The 18034-nt window shown below is 41.2% G+C and carries 13 protein-coding genes; 3 read left to right on the top strand and 10 right to left on the bottom strand.

Going from position 1 to position 18034, the window contains the following annotated elements; translation table 11 throughout:
- Window positions 1-8: 8 nt before the first annotated feature.
- On the bottom strand, window positions 9-1517 hold the full coding sequence (locus LDO73_RS07245) for a DUF3999 family protein (protein WP_224060826.1): 1509 nt from the start codon (window positions 1515-1517) through the stop codon (window positions 9-11).
- 23 nt (window positions 1518-1540) lie between these two features.
- A complete protein-coding gene (locus tag LDO73_RS07240) occupies window positions 1541-4303 on the bottom strand; it encodes a DUF2339 domain-containing protein (RefSeq protein ID WP_224060825.1) in 2763 nt (920 codons plus the stop codon).
- A 499-nt stretch (window positions 4304-4802) separates the two neighbouring features.
- Between LDO73_RS07240 and LDO73_RS07235 the strand changes: the two genes are divergently transcribed.
- Together LDO73_RS07235 and glpX are read left to right on the top strand one after the other, a co-directional pair.
- Window positions 4803-5726: an AEC family transporter gene (locus LDO73_RS07235; protein WP_224060824.1), complete on the top strand. Its 924-nt coding sequence runs from the start codon at window positions 4803-4805 to the stop codon at window positions 5724-5726.
- Window positions 5727-5901: 175 nt separating this feature from the next.
- Window positions 5902-6879 (top strand): class II fructose-bisphosphatase, encoded by a 978-nt coding sequence (gene glpX, locus LDO73_RS07230; RefSeq protein ID WP_224061147.1) that lies wholly within the window; start codon window positions 5902-5904, stop codon window positions 6877-6879.
- A gap of 95 nt (window positions 6880-6974) precedes the next feature.
- On the opposite strand, the gene dtpA is transcribed toward glpX, so the two are convergent.
- Window positions 6975-8444: a dipeptide/tripeptide permease DtpA gene (gene dtpA / locus LDO73_RS07225; RefSeq protein ID WP_224060823.1), complete on the bottom strand. Its 1470-nt coding sequence runs from the start codon at window positions 8442-8444 to the stop codon at window positions 6975-6977.
- A 1018-nt stretch (window positions 8445-9462) separates the two neighbouring features.
- On the opposite strand from dtpA, the gene LDO73_RS07220 reads away from it, so the two are divergent.
- The gene (locus LDO73_RS07220; RefSeq protein WP_224060822.1) at window positions 9463-10524 is read left to right on the top strand and encodes an SEL1-like repeat protein; all 1062 of its coding nucleotides are present in this window, start codon (window positions 9463-9465) and stop codon (window positions 10522-10524) included.
- A 23-nt stretch (window positions 10525-10547) separates the two neighbouring features.
- On the opposite strand, the gene LDO73_RS07215 is transcribed toward LDO73_RS07220, so the two are convergent.
- The 7 genes from LDO73_RS07215 to LDO73_RS07185 form a co-directional block, all read right to left on the bottom strand.
- Window positions 10548-11030: a glutathione peroxidase gene (locus LDO73_RS07215; RefSeq protein ID WP_224060821.1), complete on the bottom strand. Its 483-nt coding sequence runs from the start codon at window positions 11028-11030 to the stop codon at window positions 10548-10550.
- 24 nt (window positions 11031-11054) lie between these two features.
- On the bottom strand, window positions 11055-11606 hold the full coding sequence (locus tag LDO73_RS07210; protein ID WP_224060820.1) for a helix-turn-helix transcriptional regulator: 552 nt from the start codon (window positions 11604-11606) through the stop codon (window positions 11055-11057).
- A gap of 304 nt (window positions 11607-11910) precedes the next feature.
- Window positions 11911-12915, bottom strand: coding sequence for a Rieske 2Fe-2S domain-containing protein (locus tag LDO73_RS07205; protein WP_224060819.1), 1005 nt, complete (start codon window positions 12913-12915; stop codon window positions 11911-11913).
- Entirely contained in the window at window positions 12912-14051 is a 1140-nt protein-coding gene (locus LDO73_RS07200; protein WP_224060818.1) for a hypothetical protein, read from the bottom strand. Before LDO73_RS07200 ends, LDO73_RS07205 begins: the two co-directional genes overlap by 4 nt.
- Complete coding sequence (locus LDO73_RS07195) at window positions 14048-15202, bottom strand: hypothetical protein (protein ID WP_224060817.1); 1155 nt, start codon at window positions 15200-15202, stop codon at window positions 14048-14050. Before LDO73_RS07195 ends, LDO73_RS07200 begins: the two co-directional genes overlap by 4 nt.
- 259 nt (window positions 15203-15461) lie before the next feature.
- Entirely contained in the window at window positions 15462-16322 is an 861-nt protein-coding gene (locus LDO73_RS07190) for an HNH endonuclease (protein ID WP_224060816.1), read from the bottom strand.
- On the bottom strand, window positions 16315-17949 hold the full coding sequence (locus tag LDO73_RS07185) for an AAA family ATPase (protein ID WP_224060815.1): 1635 nt from the start codon (window positions 17947-17949) through the stop codon (window positions 16315-16317). The genes LDO73_RS07190 and LDO73_RS07185 overlap by 8 nt, the downstream gene beginning before the upstream one ends.
- Window positions 17950-18034 lie beyond the last annotated feature (85 nt).

The following is an 18034-nucleotide window of genomic DNA, read 5'->3' as shown; positions in this document are numbered from 1 at the left end:
TTTTTTAATTAAAGATCGTCTGAGTTGGATTTATTTGATAACCCAACCTCTTTGAAAAGATACCAGCAGAAATAAAGCAGTGCGAAAATACCAACAATAAGTAACCCCCACAATGCGATAGTCATCCAATGTAAGCCTTCTTCAACGGGCTTATCTAGGGTTCTCTTCTCCACACCACCTAAATCCAATACGTTCCCCGTCGTTGTGATTTCAGGGAAATCATCCATTACGTTTTCAACGCTTTCATTTTTACCAATAAGTTGAGTGTAGTTAACATTATCTAAAGTGGCTTGTTTATTTCCCCACACAAGCAAATAAGGAGAAGCACCTTGTATATTCACAATCAAATTTACAGCATCACGCAAACCATAAATCGTAGGTGGCAGCTCATCCCAACTGCCTTTTAATGCAGTTATTCTGAGTCCTTTAATTTGCTTATCATGGATCATTAAATTCGGGTTGCTCGCTTTATCACCTTCAGTGATTTGGTTGAAAACCATCACATTCGCCAACAATTTCCATTCCTCATCACTATTGGCAATATATTCTATTTTCAGCGGTACCACGCGATTTGATTGTTGCAGCTTAATACTGATTTCATTCAATGGCTGCGGAGTCGCTAAGCGATAAATCACTTGTTCTCGAGTGATACCATCATTCGTCACTTCAAAGAGGAAGGATTCCTGACGATGGAAAGCGTTCATCACATACTGCAATCCAGTCACAGATTGAAGAGGTGGAATTTCATGCTCTGGGATACTGGCCGTCACTAACATTAGGTATGGTGTAACAGGCCCAGTACTTTCCCCTTTTAATAATTCAATCGTATTACTCGCCACAACGCCTGAGTCTAATTTCAAGCTCATAACAGGCTGATTCGATGCAATATTTACCCAATTTTTCTTATCAGTACTGTAATAAATAAAAACTTTGGCTTGCCAGTCCTGATTGTTCTGATCCCAACCTAAATTTAAAGTCGATAAAACACCGTTATCTTTGAGTTGGTCACGCGTCAGCAAATAGGCTTGAAAATTGGTTTTATCTTTTCGTTGTAAATTTGGCAATTCAATACGGGTTGTTTTTCCTGGCTCCGCTTCCACCAGTATATATTGGCTATCATATTGAGCATCATCGTTAGGGTTCACATTATCCACACGAGTGACTAAGCGTTGAAAATTAAATTTAACATTGGTCGTCGCAACAGATTTATTGGTATCGAAGAATAATGCTGTTGGAATTTCATTCCCTGTTCCATTGAAAATACGAATATCTTGCAGAGTATCTGGATACGCCGATCCCATATAAGCAGCTGCGGGTAACTCTAGCCAGTAGAACGGGCTGTTCCTATCTGGTGTAGTAAGCTCTTTTCCTTGATAAAAGTCGTAAGGACTTGCTTGCTTAGAATCATTAGCTCTTGAGTCATTGGCTTTAGAATCGCTAGCATAGCTTCCGAATGATAATAAGCATATTGAGGAAAAGAGAGCACCCCATGTACATAATCTTGTTATGTTTTTCACGACTATTTTCATGCAGTTCATCACTATTTATCCTGTACCTCAATGTCCGTTTTATGCTTTGGTGGTAATGGGGAGAAATAACCCACAACCAAGATCAACACCGCCACGGCAATAAAGGAGACCGCACGGGAAATACCATCCTGTCCATACACATCAATAAGAAATAGTTTTGCAATCACGCAAGCGAAAATCGCTGCACCACCAAACCACCATGTTCGACTCTTCTTCACGGCAGCAATCACCATGCAGAATAGCGCGGCTATTGCCCAGCTAATAGAAAGGACCGTTTGAACTAGACGCGAATCAAATAAGATATTCTTATTCCAAGGTATATCCGCAAAATCAGCCGTCGCACGAAGAATGATGCCGTTATACCAGAATATAGCTAATCCAATGATCACCACCATCAGGCCTTTCACCACCCCAATTTCAATAGGCGTTATTTTTCTTAGCTTCGCGATAAAACCTTTACGCATCAATAACAGTGCTGCAATGCTAAATAGACCTGCTTCATCTAGCGGGTTAACTAATGGGACGTAACTCCAAAATGTGAGCTTACCATCTTCATGGTTTGACCAACATGAAAGCGCCACCAATACTGCCATAAGTGGTAATAAACTATACCAATACAGCAAACCTTTACGGCGCATTGGTACAAATTTGTTATGTTGCAACCAGTAGAGGATTAATACCACTAAGGTTATCGACATAATGTAAATGAAGTAACCCAGTTCGTGCATTCCCCACGGAAGGTTAGCCACAAACCAATTAACTTGCGTCGCACCAAACCCAATGATTAACCATAAGTTGGCAACGTGCATTCCACGTCGAATATACAAATTTTGGGTACGATAGGCGTGCATCACATACAGAACTGAACTGCCCAATATCACAGGCCAAATCAGCGAACCTTCACCACGCCCCATCGGATTTTCTGCATAAATAAAATCTAATGTTAAATAGTAATACGCCACGGCCCATAATAAGAACTGGCATAAAACTAATGGGATCCAATTGATTTTTTGACCACCAAGACGCCAACACCACGCGGAGATCAACACCATCGCCAAAATAATTAAGCTTTCCGTTTCACTGTTCCATGACAGCATATCGGTAAATTCAGGTACCCAGGCGAACCAGACTAATAACCCAAGGAGCAAAAATGCATAACTGAGCGCGGTAAAATAGCTCGCTTCTTTCTGGTGAACATGAAATAACCCGCCCGCAAAAAAGCAAGCGGCTATCAGGCTTGGTAGCATGTAAATAACATTGTCGCTCCAATAATAATATGGATAGTCGCTTAATATCATTAAAGCACTAACCGCAATAAGCAATGACGAGAGCAACGCTAATTTTTTATGCCCTTGGTTAAGGGCAAACCACAGCATGGCGAAGCCTTGTAATGACCAAATAATTGTTGTCCATCCAAATGACAAGGCGAGTGGCACCGCCAATGTGACGAAGCTAGCACCAATAATGATATTGCCTAGAGCCATATTTTTGCCCGCGGCATTAAAACGTTTATGAAGCTGTAAACTGGCAATGAGATACAGTAACCCGATAAATAGAGAAATAAATGCTGGCAATAATCCGATGCCATCCGAGATGGCAAATTGTAAAGCAATACTCATCAATGGCGGGAAAAATAATAGCGTATTATCGACAACGAGCTGTTTATTATGCTCGAAACGTAAGGCGAATAACTGAGTTAATGCGTTGAATACAATTAAATTAGCGATAATAAATAGCTGGCATGATAGATAATAATCATAATCATAATTTTCCATTCCCCATAGTATTGCCACGCCATAGGTCATAAACATGCCGACTAAATTTAACGGACGCCATGCTTGCCAGAAACTGATGACTAAAATACCTATCGACAACATCAAGTAATAGGAGAATAAAACAATATGGCTACCACCCCCAGTGGACAGTAATATTGGCGCTAAATAACCACCTAAAGACGCTAAAATTGCTAAGCTAATCGTACGCTGTAATAACGCCAACCCAATACTTGCACTGCAGATGATTAGCATCGCCGCAAATGCAAACCCATAAGGGATCATGATGTATAACTTGAAAGCGGCAAAAACTGTAATGTATAAGCAGCCGATGGCACCGCCTTGTAATATCAGGCCAAATAACGCTTTTTTCTTGCGTAGCCACCAACCTATACCTAATAAAACTAAACAACCCGCAGCGCTGAAGACAAGCCTTAACTCAGGCGAAATAATCTCATTTTGCACGCTGTAATTCAGTAAATAGGCAACGCCTAGAAATAATAATAAAATTCCTATCTTCGCCAGCGGATTACCTGTTACTAGCCACGTAAAGAAATGGGCAAAAATGGATTTATCTTCAGCTTTATTCTGAGATGATGCAGGCTGGCTTGGTTTCGGCTTATCAAAACGATTCGGATTAACCGCCATCGGGTTAACTACATTAGCGTGTTTGTCGATGGATACTTCCACCGGTTGCGGTATAATTTGAGGCGTTTGGGGTTGAGGATCTTGGATTGCAATTTTAAGTGCATCCACTTGATGCTTATTATGTTGGATATCACCTTGATGGGATGCTGGATGTTCTTCATCCATATGAATAGTGTGAACAGGCTGAAGTCCGTTATCACGGGCTATTTCGGCTTCTAGCGAGGCAACCTTTTGGTTTAACTGGTTAATTTGGTATTGCATTCGACCAGTGCGATTAATCGCAATGATAGCTAGCACAGGGGCAACTATCACAAACGCAATTAAAATGAGCCCTAGGAGTATCCATGTATCCACAAATAGGTTTCCTTCTTTAATCCAATGCCAGTAACCCAAGATTAGTTAACAGGATCTTAGAATACACAGTATCAATCGACATTATTCAATAATCGTCCTAGTTTAGAGACGAATAACTAAATTGCCAACAGCGGGTAACAAACTGTTACAAAATAACTCCTTTTAAGAGTATTCACGGATTAATCTATTCTAACTTCTTATTATTTAACTATCATAAAATGATAGTACATTTTTAGGCCAGAAAAACATATTTTCAAATAATTATTTTTCTCCCCGCTGAATCCCCTATTACTTTATTAATGACTTATTAATTTCAATAATCTATTTTTGATACTTTCTATTTATTAGAGAAAATATGCAGATAATAGGTGTTTTTTCGTGTGATTATGTTATTAATTTATAGACAAATTCACCAATAAGTTATTTAACAAATAACGACTATCTTTTATCGATATATTGAAAAAATATGTACTGTCCTAAATAACGCAAAGGAATACCTATGTTATTACACATAATACTTGAAGCCCTAAGTCCCATCGTACTCGGCCTTGCTGTTGGGTGGTTATCGGGTAAATATGGCTTCGTGAAACGGGAATATTCGCAAGCGTTTGCTGACTTTGTTGTCAAAATCGCCTTACCATTTGCATTATTCCTTGCTGCCGTTCAAGCCCCTCCTTCAGTTTTACTGAATGTTGATTACTTGATAGCGCTCGCAGTCGGGTTAATTGCATCCTATGTCATTGGTTTTGTGGTTGGTAAAGTATTTTTCCGTCACAATAAAACCGATGCTGCGATGCAAGCATTGTCTGTTTCATTCCCGGATATGGCGTACTGTGGGCCACCAGTTTTACTGGCAACCGTCGGTTCATCCGGTTTAATTGCCATGGTTCTCGGTAACTTAATTTATACCGTCATCATAATTCCATTTACCTTATTGATGATCAGCGGATCAGCGAATGGCAATGGTATTCTGAAATCTATTGGTAAAGCCGTCATTCAGCCATTAGTTTTCCTGCCTGTTTTAGGGGCAATTCTGGCAATTTGCGGCGTGAAATTACCTGAAATCCTACAAAACTCAGTCAATGAACTCGGGAAAACTGCAGGTGGTGTCGCCCTCTTCTTCCTCGGTTTATTACTTTCAGGTATTAAACTCACAATCAATAAAGAAATTATCTTTAACGTTTTTGTGAAAAACTTTGTACAGGCGGCGCTTATTCTTGGAACCGGCCTCGCATTAGGATTACAAAGTGATTTATTAAAAGCGGCATTTATTATCGGTGTGTTACCGACGGCAACAGCTGTACCAGCGTTAGCTATCAGTAATAAAGCCTATACTGAAACCTCTGCGGGGACCGTATTACTTAGTACCATTGCGGCATTGATTTCAATTATTGGCGGGATCTCCATCGTCGAAATGCTGTAGTGCGTCTTTGATATGTCAAATGGCGGAGTTCGCTCCGCCCTTTCCATCTGCTTAATGCCCCTCTCCGACCTCAATAAAACGCCGTTTTATTCACCAAAAAATTACCAAGTTGATCACAAAAAACGTATCATAGGCGCGATAATTTTTTAGTCCTAGGAATAACATCAAAATGAAAATTAGCGATGAACTCGCGTCTGCTATCGCGTCAGTGACGGAAGTTGCCGCCATTGCCGCGTTTGAATGGGTAGGGAAACAAGATAAAAATGCAGCGGATAACGCTGCGGTTGAAGCCATGCGAAATCGACTCAATGAGATTGATTTTCATGGGAAAATAGTAATTGGTGAAGGAGAAATTGACGAAGCGCCAATGCTGTATATTGGTGAACAAGTCGGTAAGCAATCGAGCGAACATCATTTAGATATCGCGGTCGACCCCATTGATGGAACCCGTATGGTGGCATGTAATGAGCACAATGCCATTGCAGTTTTGGCGGCAGCGCCAACAGGAACATTACTGCAAGCCCCCGATATGTATATGGAAAAAATGGTCGTTGGTGCAGCAGCAAAGGATGCCGTTCACCTAAAAAATCCATTAGAGAAGAACCTTGAGTTTCTCTCTGCTGCATTGGATAAACCGATTTCCATGCTCAATATTGCCATTCTCGATAAACCTCGCCACCAGCACATTATTAAAACTATCCGTAACTTTGGTGCCAATGTCATCACTATCCCTGATGGCGATGTTCTTGCATCACTGCTGACAATTTTACCCGAACACCCTATTGATATGATGTATGGCATCGGCGGTGCGCCAGAAGGCATTATTAGTGCAGCCATTGCCCGAGCATTAGGGGGTGACATGCAAGCACGCCTTGTTCCACGTAATAAAGCCAAAGAAGACACCGAACAAAATAAACTGTTAGCGGCGCAAGAAGCGATTCGTTGCCAACAGATGGGCATAGAAATTGGCGAAATTTTAACGTTGGATATGATGGTGAATACGTCCGATGTGATTTTCTCGGCTACTGCTATCACCCAAACAGTGCTGATGAATGGTATCTCGAATGATCTGCACAGCCGTAGCGCGAGCACCATTTTAGTCAACGGCAATAACCGTTCCATGAAGTTAATTAGTAATCGGTATTTTAAATAGCAAATACTTTCAATCACGACTGCTTTCAATAATCATGAATGAAAAAAGGGCGATATTTCTATCGCCCTTTTCAATTTTATAACTGGCAGAACAAATTAATGTTGTTCTTGCGTCATACGGTTTAATAATGGCGCGGTGAATACCATGACAATAGCAATTGCACCCGTTACCAGACCAATCTTCATAAAGACATCACTGTAGACAGCCAGAGATTCAACTTTGCTGGTGAGCTCACCTTGAGGTGCAGCCGCCATAGAAGCAACATAACCTGCGATAAATGCCGCAGCAGAGTTAGTTAAGAACCATGCGCCCATGATAAAGCCCATCAGTCGTTGTGGAACTAACTGTGCCACCATCGCCAGACCCAGACCAGAAATCATCAGCTCACCAATACTTTGGAAACCGTAGCAGATAACTAACCATTGAACAGAAACAATACCCGCTTCATTAGCGAATTTTGCCCCTAATGGCAGCACTAAAAATGCCGCAGAACACAGTAACATCCCGATAGCAAATTTATGTGGCATCGGTAAGTTATCGCCCATTTTGTTATAAACAGCAGCCAAAATTGGGCTACCAATCATAATCCATAATGGATTTAATGCTTGATACTGAGCCGGCTCAATCGAAAAACCGAAAACTTCATGCTCCACGTTATGCAGTGCAAAGAAGTTCAGTGAGGTTGGCATTTGGCTATAAAGTACGAAGAAAACGATCGCTTCGAGCATCAGGATCAACGCAACCATCATACGGCGACGAGCAATACCTTTGAGTGCCATCATCTCTTTGATAAAGATAATTAAAATACCCAGAGAAATCACCGCCAGTGCCACACGAGCAATACCTAAGTTGTGCAGTAGCCAGTTTGAAATCGCGATCAGTGCAACCACACCGACGATAGTCATCAACAATTTGGAGATAACAACAGGCGCAAAGTCAGGTTTTGAACCGTGGTCTGCCACCCATTTTTTACACATATAGAAGTTAATTAAGGTGATTATCAGGCCCACTACGCTCAGGGAGAATGCGACATCCCAACCGTAATGTTTTGCTAGCCATGGTGTTGCCAGCATTGAGAAGAATGAACCAATGTTAACGGACATATAGTACATAGTGAATGCACCGTCCAAACGTGGGTCATTTTTGTCATAACAGGTAGATAATAATGATGATGGGTTTGCTTTAAATAGACCGTTACCTACCGCAATAGTCGCAAGGCCAAGGTAAACCATCGACACATCATGCCCAGAGTAGGCAACGAAGGCATAACCGACAATCATAACTATCGTGCCAAGAACGATAGCGCGCTTAGTCCCTAGAACTTTATCCCCTAACCAACCACCGATAGCAACAAAGCCATAAACCAGTGCAGAAAATGCCGCGAACAGCGTAATAGATTCCGCTTCCGACATACCAAGCACTTGGCTGAGATAAATTGGGAGGATCCCCTGAAGACCGTAGTAACCAAAACGTTCCCAGAGTTCGATAGAAAAGATGAGATAGAATGAACGAGGTTGCTTAAACGCGTTAAGACTGACTTCCTCTTTGTTATTTGTTGTGGACACAAGTTACCTCTAATACAACCTGTACGTATGCAAAAAAACCACGGAGCGCTGTCTGCACCCTCGCATTGTTATGGTCTCAAGAATTCAAGCTTTAGAAGATTCACTTTTGAAAGGAGGAGTATCAATCCCTGACCTCAAAACAAACAAAACTGTGTGTAAATATTGTTTATGAATCGCGAACATAAAATTCAATGAGATAAAGCATATTTGATTATTTATTCAGCATTACGGCGAATATATGCCAAGCCAAACAGAATAATCAGTTAAGCAATATATGCTATTTATGCACTAAAACTAATAATTTAGCCAGCATTAATTACCATGCTTATAGATGCATATCGTGATTAACTTCAATTTTTTACAAAATCATGAAATTATTATCGCCCATTAAATAATCACTTGTTCACTATATGTTAAGCATATTGTTCTATCTTTAATCATTTTACTCTCAGAGTAACACCCTATAAACATCTCAAACATACCGCGCAGCACCCTGCGGATATTTCGTCTTGGTAATAATAAAAACTGAATAGAAAATGAATTTAGATAGGTGATTATTTATTGAGGTCACTATTACGTGTTTATTTATCGAACAAAAAAGAGGAGCGAGATAAAAATAAAGCGGTATTTTCAGGAAGGTTCGTATTTTATGCAAAAAAAAGCCCAGCGACTAAAACTGGGCATAATGCATTCTATTAAGGATCGTACTACTAATTCAAACTACACTACATAGATGCATTATTGCATTACTTCATGTAAAGAAATGAATGTTGAGGGTAAATATATGAATGTTTACACAAGCAAACAGTGATATATATGTAATTAAGACCTTTGATAGCCTCAAAGGTTCATCTTTTTTTTAATTATTTTTAATCTTTTTTATAACATCATGATTTATCTTCGTTTAATGCGTGAAAATACTTTTCAAAATAGCAAGAATGGCAATTGCGCCGCTAACTGCAACCCGTTAACCTACCTATTAGGAATAAATGGCTAAAATTCATCTCAAGGAAGCTCAGTGAAACAGTTTACTCTCTCCTTCATCATCCTTTGCTCATTATTCATTAATTTGAGTCATGCAAAAACGGTGGCTCCTGTTGCACCCTCTTCAGTCGTGGATGAAAAAACGTTAATTCAATTAGCAGATAGCGGGCAAGCGGAAGCACAGTTTAATTTAGCCATGTTTTATCAATCTCATGGTCAGTTAGATAAAGCCGCCTATTGGTATAAACTTTCTGCCAGCCAAAATTTTACCAAAGCACAAATCAACCTCGCGTTAATGTATCAGCAAGGGGCTGGCGTCGGCAAAAATCCCAAAGAGATGTTGCATTGGATGGAAGCGGCAGCTAATGCAGGCGACCCTATCGGTCAAATGAATATGGCCGAATATACCCTAGAAGGCATTCCTAACCTGTTAGTGAAAGATCCACAACAAGCATTAAGCTGGCTAGAAAAAGCCGCGGCACAGCAGTTACCCGCAGCGCAGCTAACTTTAGCTTATTGGTATGAAAAAGGTGTCGTTGGAGATAAAGCCCCTCAAAAAGCCAATCAAATCTACCTCGCTCTAGCTGAAAAAAATCAGCCACAAGCGCTCTATTTATTAGGTTATCAAGCGGCAACAGGGATGTATGACAAAATCAATTACCCCACTGCGTTTCAATATTTTACGCGTTCTGCGGAGTTAGGATTTTCCCCCGCACAAAATAGCCTCGGTATGCTCTACCTGGCAGGTCAAGGCACCAAACGCGATACCGCTTCCGCCATTAAGTGGCTAACCCTCGCCGCTCAGCAAGGGGAAGTTTCCGCCCAGTTTAATTTAGCGTTAATTTATGCACGAGGTGATGGCATCACCGCCGATCAAGCTAAAGCCTGTCAGTGGTTTATCAAGGCCGCCAACCAACGCAGCCGCGATGCACAGTATGCCAGCGGAGCGTGTTATCAATATGGAATGGGCGTACCGCAAGATGATACGAAAGCCTTAGATTGGTATCGACTCGCCGCCAAGCAAGGCGACGAGCGCGCCCAAAAGAAAGTGATGATTATGGAAAATGATTTGCAGAATGCAGGGAAAGGGAAATAGCCTCAGAATATCTGCACAAGCCCTCAAACTTTAAGTGCCGCAACAATCGCCGCTTCTATTTTTTCTGGGGTTGTGAACGGTGCGAAACGCTTGAGCGGTTTACCGTCGCGTCCAATCAGGAATTTAGTGAAATTCCACATGATTCGACCACCTAGCAGCCCCAGTAACTCGCTTTTTAGATAACGAAATATTGGGTGGGCTGCGCTTCCATTGACGTCTATTTTCTCGAACATCGGAAAACTCACACCGTAGTTAATGTAGCAGGTCTGCCCGATTTCCTCTGCGCCGCCGGGTTCCTGTTTACCGAATTGATTGCAGGGGAAACCAAGCACCACCAAACCCTGCTCTGCATATTTTTTGTAGAGTGCTTCAAGACCTTCATATTGCGGTGTAAAACCACAATGGCTGGCGGTATTTACAACTAAAACCACCTTACCCGCGTAGTCCGCCATAGAGATGGGCTGGCCGCCAAGGCTTGTTGCTGTCAGTTGATAAAAGGTGGTCATCGTAAAATCCTCAAAGATAAAATATTATGAAATTAGTGAAGATGTGATGGATTCTACTTCTTTAATATTTCCAAATGACCGCATTCTCAGCGCAAGGTTCCACTTGCTCAATGTACGTGCGTTACTCACCAACTGTTCTCGAGCCTGAACGCCTTTACTGTCGAGGCGACCGCTATCATTCAACCATTTAGCAACTTTCGACCAATCCCAAAGTGGTGACTGGCCACTAATACGCTGGATAGGACAAGGGAAATCGCCTTTACCTCGTGAGCCGTCTTTGAGTAAAGCAATAGCTTGGCGAGTTAAACCGGAAAGCTGGGCAATATCACTCAGGCCAACTAGAGCCGAGTCCACCGACTCAACAACAGCCCCAATACCTGCTGTTTCAATATCATTTATCGCTGATTGGATTGCTAAGTCTAAGCTCTCTGCTTCTCTGTCAAATTCTATATACACTGAGCTACCGTAGTAGCAAATTAGTGCATCATCACAGCCGTTAGAATACAGAGCATCCGCAAGACCCTCTGTCTCCATTTGAACGCCTGATAACGTCAGGGTGAAATTGTAGAGTTCCATTCCGCTTTCCTCATCAAAAAGGCGGTTACCCGCCTTACCTTAAAAAACCGAATCAACCCTTATATTTCTTCGGGGTACAGCGGTCAACCATTCTACGGATTTGCTTTGCGTGCATTAACAATATGCAGTTTGTTGACTATCGTCAACACTCTTTAATGACATTATTGCTAAGTAATACAACTGACGACTTACACTTGAGAATAAAAGACAGGAAAGAGATTGATGGTGCTGAATTTATAAAAAGAGCCTTTTTATAGGCTCCAAATATGTCTGGAAAGCATATTGCAATATTCCTCGCAGCGACTTAAAGCCGAAAACAAAACGTCCGCTCCTCAAACACCAATGACTCACCCTCTTCAAGTAATTGGCGAATACTTGGCCCTAGTAAATCTTGCTCACCATCCAGTGGTGTAGGTAGAGTACCTTGAAAACGCAGCTTATTGGCACTGACTTTCTCCAATATTTGGCGGTCTTGACGGAGGATCACGCGGAATAACTTGCTTAATACATAACGTTTGATGGCTGCAGGAAGCTTGCCGCGCCGAGTCGCTATTCGTGCAAACAGGCGTAGCTGATCATTGCCACAGGGGACTAGCCAAGCGCTGACCAGCAAATTAAGCTTGTCACGGCGGTCGCGATACTCAATTTCTGCCAGGCACGGCAGACGAAAGCGCCCCATACTGATTCCACGCTCACGCTCAAACAATCGCGAAATAAATCCTGACTGTTTACCCTCTTCGCTATACACGGCTTCGACGCCATCTGCCAATGGGTGAACTCGGGCACTGATTTGTTGCCGTTCCCTATCGTGACGGATCCAGCCAGAGTGAACAAAATGCGTATGAAAACCATCGAGAAAATTCTCTGCGGCGTCTTGCAGCGAACACCGCACTTCATCGGTGATCCAAAACGTATCGACTATCTGCGAGCTATCAGAGGGCGCAACTGGTGGGATCTGCGGGCGCTCCGTGCTCAGGCTAACCCAGATTAACCCGTGGGCTTCACAACAAGGGAAGCTCTCAAGCAGCGGCTTACTTCCTGCCGCAAGGTCAGTACCAGGCACTCGAGTACAACGCCCATCGGCAGAAAACCGCCAGCCATGATAAGGGCACTCAATCTGCCCATCACACACTTTACCCGCGCTCAATGGCGCAAAACGGTGCGGACAACGATCTGGCAGCGCAGCTGCATGCCCATCACTGTCGCGAAACAGCACCAACGGAGTCTCGTGTAACTGGCACGCCACAGGTTTGCCTCGCAATTTGTCGCTGAGGGCCACAGGCCACCATTGATGAGTAAACGGATTCACAGCTTTAGCCTCCTCATCATCGGCACACCGATACCATGTAACAGAGCACTCAGCATCTTCCACACAAGGCGTCGCCCCCAAGATAAATGGGCGACATAAACTAAGCTGTATTCGATCTGCGGTTGACCACCCCGCAAGCGCTTGAACTCAGCCGCGCCAGAGCTAAAATTCAGTATCTGCCGGCGTTCAGCCGCTTCTTGCAGGCACAGGCGGGTCAATTGTCGATACAATCCAAGCCGTTGGGGCAACGCGGTGTCATAACCTACTATTGGCGTGCTGATCACGGTGGAAGATGAGAACCAACCCAACGCACCGTCAATACGCCCTTCTGCATTACGCAAAGCGCGAAACTCTAGCCAACCTTCACGTTGCCCCTGCTGCATCCATTGCGCATTATAATGGGGGTTCAATGTGCAATATTTATCCAAATAAAGCAGGTTATAAAGATGTTCAATTCTTTTAAAATCGTCATCATTCAATTCGCTACCGGGTACAACAGTATACGGGCTACGTCGTAATAAAGTGGCATCCAGCAGAGTATTGTGGTGTTTGAGAAATGGCGCTTGCTCCCCTGCCAGGCCATCAAACAAATAGACTTGCCGGCTAGGAATACTCAGGTATCCGTGGTTTTGCAGGCATTGGCGCAATGCACGATTACTGAAATCATTGAGCGAACGAAAACCAATCCCATGCTCAGGAAAATTTTGCTTCAGCAATGCGGTGATCGCTGGCAATTCACTGACATCCCAATCAGCAGGATAAAGATTGGTCGATAGCAGCCAGTTGTTTACCTGCACCAATTTGTTGATTTTGCCCGCATTCAGTAAGCGTTCAACAGCTTGAGTCAGCAGCTTCAACGGCCAAGTCAGATAGGGTCGACCAAGGCGCTTGATTTCCTCGCGGGCATAACCACTGTAGGCTGTTTGAGGAGACACCACATAGCAGTTGTCGTCGGGTTCGTTACCGTCTGTGATACTAACTGGAAATTGCTGCGTTCCCGTATCGAGCAGCGCCATTTTCGTGCTGACATTGCCTATCAAACACTCGCTGGTACAAGCGCGGACATAGCGCCTAGCCAAGCTGTCATTCGGGCTGGCACTCTCGCTCAGAATTTGATTTTCGAACAATAATTTCATGGTATACGCTCGTCTAGCGGCTGGCCGTTCCATTCGATATCAGCCGTGGACGCCGTTAATAATCCACAGCGTCGAGATACCGCTCGAGCAACGATTTCCGTAAGGCTTCCCACTTGTGCTATCAACGGCCACCAGTCACCTTTTTGCACGATAACATCGCGGGCGGCGGCATAATCACGCCAGAACGTCGGGTTCAGGGCTCGTCGCGGTGCTGCAAATAACAGCATTGCCAATGCAATCATTCGAGGCTCTAATGTTGGCTCAAGTGTCCGCTCGAGTTGTTGACTCAAACTATTTACTAGTAACTGTCGCTGATTGTCGAACAAGTGCACACCACTGGTCGCCCTTGGGTTGCACTCCAGCACATGGAAACAACCATTTTTGTCCTCGATAAAGTCGAACCCCACTTGCCCGCTGTAACCTGTTTCACGCCCAAAATTATCAAGGAACTGGCGCACAGGTTCCGGTGCGCTCGGCTGGAAATAGATCCCCGAGCCTCGACCGACTCGATAGCGCGGGTGATAACAGCTGTGGGCGCGCAACTCACCGTCAACTAAAACACTAAAACTGCAAAACTCCCGCCCTTCGATAAATCGCTGTGCGACCCAAGGCTCGGCTTGAGTCGGCTGCACATTATTAAGCTGTTGGGCTGACGGGCGAATCAAGGTTTGTGAGGCAAAGCGTGAATACGCGGGTTTGAACACCCAGCTTGCAGCATCGTCCGCGAATGTGGGCATTGCTTGGCGGTCTGTCAGTAGATGGGTTTCAGGGGCAGCGACAGGCCAGCCATTCGTCATGGCTGCAAAATCCCCTTTATGATGCAAGCGATGCAACAGTGGAAAGTCACTGGTTAACACCCGACACAACGGTTGCAAGCGTTCAAGGCCATAAGCCAAGTAAAACACTTCTTCGCACGTTGGTAGCAGCAGGTCGATATGTTGACTTTCGATCGCCGTCGCAAGGGCTTCAATCCAAGCGGTCGGGTCCTGTCGAGGTTCCGGTAAGCGGACATAATGCTGTACAGAGCAACTAAAGCGGCTCAGCGGTTGGCTTAACGAATCACCGACGCTGACAGTCCATCCTGCCTCATTAAACGCTCGCGCCCATTCGAGACAGGCTGGCGCACGAGCGCCAAGGATCAGTACGTTCATAGCAACCTTTTGGGGACATTGCTCTTGGGAAATTGCAGCGAATTTGAGGAATCACAAATCTTTTTATTCGTTGCCTTTTTATTTCAGCTTCTCATGATAGCAAAGCCTTATATTGGTATCGACTCATGGTTAAAAAAAGCGATGATTACGTGAAGTTACTTAAGCGAAAAATAAAAACCTTATGATAGGAAACATACAATGAACACATAATTGATAAACCGTTCCCTTATTTAACTTATTCCTTTTTACTATTCGCAAATCATATCAATGAACCATTATTATCTCGATTTATAGATTTAAATTCATTCAAAACCCATCTAGCTACATCTCTACTATATAAACCTGAAACAAAAACAGAGTTCCAATTATTTTTTCCCTTATGTTTCCTATCTAAGAAAGATAATTCTTTCTTAATTAGGCTAAAATAATTTTTTTCATTGTTAATGTCAGGGTTTAACCCTCTAACAATTAGCTCCGGTTGCAAATAAAAAGATTCCCATTGCTCAGATAAATATCCAATAATATTATTTTTCTTTACAACCTCATCGACATGATATACAACTGAAGGATACAAAGCATGATTACTAGAGAGTATGATTTTTATATCAATAATAGGAAATTCGCCTAGCTCGCTAAATTTAGCAGATATTAACCTATTCCCTAAAATTTTATCATAGTAAGGATGCAATATTCTCGCACCTGCCCCATTAGAAACAGTTATTCCTTTTAAACTATTACACTTACATGCGGGTACTAAATTTCTAGAAAAAATGGAAAACTCTGGAAATATATTTTTCGGTAAAACATGATCAAGAGTACCACGATGCATTGAACCACACATTGGGCATAATGAATTATTATTAACCCTTCTAATATCGTTAATTTTTTCATGACTAACTGGCGGAGACGAATAATAATACTTTAAGGCACTTCCTTCTTCTTCTGTTAATTTTGGGTAATTACCGGTTGGAGCGCCCAAACTTAAAATATAATCTTTGTAAGCGAGCTTTAATTTAGGCAAGCAACTATTAAGAACATAGTGATATCCCAAGGATGAATTAGATATCAATTCTGATATAGCTACAGAATCGTTAAATTTTGGTCTATTTATTTTATTCATAATTTTTATCTATAGAATTTCTTAACTGAGTTAGAATGTTTATGGAAAAGTCATCCTTATATTTATCATAAACTACTGACCAAGGAATGTTTTCTTCCAATATTTTATTTCTTATTTTCAAAAAAATATCTGTATAACCAGTCTCACCAAAAACAAAATAAGATATATTCCCAATATTTGCACCAAATGTACTTAACCTTGGTTTTTCTACTTCAATATTTCCATTTTCTTTTTTCCGTAAAACATAAACTTGCTCTTTAAAAACTTCTCTAATAAAATAAACAGAATGAGTAGAAATAATTGCAGATGAACCAGTTGAATCTAGTAAAGAATCTAACAATGCAAAAAATTTATTTATAAAAGCTGGATGAAGATGCACCTCAGGTTCATCTAGTAGAACTAATGTTCCATTTTCAATGTTCAAACAAATTTCAGAACAATAGAATAAAAATGACATTTCACCACTACTTAATGGGTACGATTTACCTTCAATATACCTTATTGGTTCTTTTTTTATATCAACATAACGATAATAATTAAGTCTATTTTCCTCTCCATAAGAATACAAATCCGTAATGTAGATGCACTTTTTCTTAGAGTTCTTTAAGGGCAAAGCTATTTCATGGAAATTATTAATATTTGAAATTGATTTAAAAAATATATCAAACCTAGTAGTATTTAAAATTATTTCGTCCATTCTGGCCAAACTTAAAATGGCCTCGCTAACTTTCTTTAAATTATTATTCTTTAAATTATAATTCTTATACCATATTTTTGATTCAGCACCTACATCAACTGGAAATACAGACTCATCAGCATTATCCATAGAAAAAGCTAAAAGCCTATTTACTTTAATCCTATTATCATTTTCTTCTCTCTCCCCATCAAATATATCAGTTGTATTGTTTATTATTGACAATGCAATACCCTTCAATATTTGACTTTTTCCCACTCCATTCTCACCTATTAATACACTTATTCTTTTTGGTAATTCACTATAATGATCAAAATTAAAGTTAAAAGTAGGCGTCCCTTTCAACCCAGATGAAAATGTTATATTTGAAGATAGAAGCCCAGTTTTTTCATATTCAAGTCCTTTTAAAACTGCATGTGAATTTTTAAAAGCAAAATATGATTGTGAATTCCTTAAAAAAGATTTATTAAATATATCAGTTTCCAATGCAGCATTTTTGTTTTTATTCAATTCACTACTATCATATTCAATCGTAATATCATGTATTGTATTTAATATATTACTAGCTTCTTGCGTGCCAAAAACACCTACTAACTCCCTATATTGTTTTAATTCTCGAAGCATTGTAAAAAAATACTCCATTTTTAAAGTTAAATTATCAATTATATATTCAAACTCTCTTAATAAGTTTTCTAATTTATACTTGCCATTTGAAATGGCATCTTGTTCAATGAACCCAATAAATCCAGAAAGATGAACGGCTTTATTTTCATACTTATCCACAACATCTATATAAATTTTAGCATCCATTCCAAAATCATTAAAGTTATCGCTATCTGGATAAATATTAATATACCTTTCTTTATTATTAATAACACCCAAAAAATTAATTGAATCTTTACTAAATATTAGCTTGTAATTGCTATTATGCATATATGAAAAACCTCTTTATACAACCATTTAACTATTTACTATACAACAACATGTTACAGTAAATGTTCATTATAAATAATTTATC

This window comes from Providencia alcalifaciens (assembly GCF_915403165.1).
Taxonomy (GTDB): Bacteria; Pseudomonadota; Gammaproteobacteria; order Enterobacterales; family Enterobacteriaceae; genus Providencia; species Providencia alcalifaciens_C.
The sequence above is the reverse complement of the archived record's forward strand: the minus strand, read 5'-3'. Positions and strand labels throughout refer to the sequence as shown.

Coding starts and splice junctions, on each gene's coding strand:
- LDO73_RS07235 (WP_224060824.1), top strand. CDS start 4,803: ATGTTATTACACATAATACTTGAAGCCCTAAGTCCCATCGTACTCGGC.
- LDO73_RS07215 (WP_224060821.1), bottom strand. CDS start 11,030: ATGACCACCTTTTATCAACTGACAGCAACAAGCCTTGGCGGCCAGCCC.
- LDO73_RS07210 (WP_224060820.1), bottom strand. CDS start 11,606: ATGGAACTCTACAATTTCACCCTGACGTTATCAGGCGTTCAAATGGAG.
- LDO73_RS07200 (WP_224060818.1), bottom strand. CDS start 14,051: ATGAAATTATTGTTCGAAAATCAAATTCTGAGCGAGAGTGCCAGCCCG.
- LDO73_RS07195 (WP_224060817.1), bottom strand. CDS start 15,202: ATGAACGTACTGATCCTTGGCGCTCGTGCGCCAGCCTGTCTCGAATGG.
- LDO73_RS07190 (WP_224060816.1), bottom strand. CDS start 16,322: ATGAATAAAATAAATAGACCAAAATTTAACGATTCTGTAGCTATATCA.
- LDO73_RS07185 (WP_224060815.1), bottom strand. CDS start 17,949: ATGCATAATAGCAATTACAAGCTAATATTTAGTAAAGATTCAATTAAT.